Consider the following 1,177-nt stretch of genomic DNA (forward strand, 5'->3'; position numbering starts at 1 on the left):
CACCACGAGCAGGTGCGCTGGCTTGGTGGCGTGCTCGAGGCGCTGCGCTGATGTGGGGCACACCGCAGGGCATGGTGTACCTGGCCACCGGCCACCATGACATGCGCAAATCGATCAATGGCCTGGCACTGGTGGTGGCCGACACGTTGGGACTCGACCCGACGGGCGCCCACTGGTTCGTCTTTTGCAATCGTGGCCGCGACAGGCTCAAGATCCTGCACTGGGACACGAACGGCTTTTGGCTGCATTGCCGATGTCTCGAGCAAGGCAAATTTCATTGGCCCAAGGACGGCAAGGACGCCCATGCGCTGGCGGTCACGGCGCGTCAATTGCGCTGGTTGATCGATGGCTTGAACTGGCAGAACGCGATTGCCCACCAGCCGATGGCGCCGCGCGCGATGGTCTGAAAAATAATGTCAACAACATGCAAATGACGTAAACCTAAAACGCAAATCGTTTTGGTAAAGTGACTGCATGCACCTAACCGACCTCCTTGCCACCCTGCCGCCCGCGCTTCGCGACTACGTTCGCGAACTGGAGACGCGGGCGACGGCGCTGGAGATGCAAACCGCGACGCTGGAGATGCAAACGTCTACCTTACAGGCGCGCAACCAATTTCTGGAAGATCAGTTCCGGCTCGCGCAATTGAAACGCTTCGCGCCGTCGAGCGAGAAATTCGGCACCCAGGGCTGCCTGTTCAACGAGGCCGAGCGGGACGTGGCCACGCTCGCCCAAGATGCCGAGGAAGAAGCCGACAAGGGACCAAAGAGCGTTGGCAAAAAGCGCGGCCGCAAGCCCTTGCCGGCGCATTTGCCACGTCAACGTGTCGAACACGATTTGCCGGAGTCGGAAAAAGTATGCCGCTGCTGCCAGGGAGCCTTGCACCGCATGGGCGAGGACATCAGCGAGCAGCTCGACATCGTCCCGGCCACGGTCCAGGTGCTGCAGCATATACGTTTCAAATATGCTTGCCGCCAGTGCGACCGCCACGGCGAATCGAGCCAGATCATCACCAGCCCGATGCCGCCGCAGCCCATGCCCGGCAGTATCGCCAGCCCGGCGACGGTGGCTACGATACTCACCGCCAAGTACGCCGATGGCCTGCCCATGTATCGCCTGCACGAGGTCTTGCTGCGCGGCGAGGTGGACGTGGCGCGCACCACGCTGTCGCAATGGG

General features: G+C 61.9%; 2 protein-coding genes. Both read left to right on the forward strand.

Going from position 1 to position 1,177, the window contains the following annotated elements; translation table 11 throughout:
- The coding region (gene tnpB, locus CR103_RS21740; protein ID WP_218968523.1) for an IS66 family insertion sequence element accessory protein TnpB at nucleotides 1–407 on the forward strand (407 nt) is incomplete at its 5' end.
- 67 nt (nucleotides 408–474) lie between these two features.
- A partial coding sequence (locus tag CR103_RS21745) for an IS66 family transposase zinc-finger binding domain-containing protein (protein ID WP_143752729.1) occupies nucleotides 475–1,177 on the forward strand: 703 nt, incomplete at its 3' end.

Origin of the sequence: Massilia psychrophila, from assembly GCF_002760665.1 — a bacterium.
In the GTDB taxonomy this organism is placed as follows: domain Bacteria; phylum Pseudomonadota; class Gammaproteobacteria; order Burkholderiales; family Burkholderiaceae_D; genus JAFCUW01.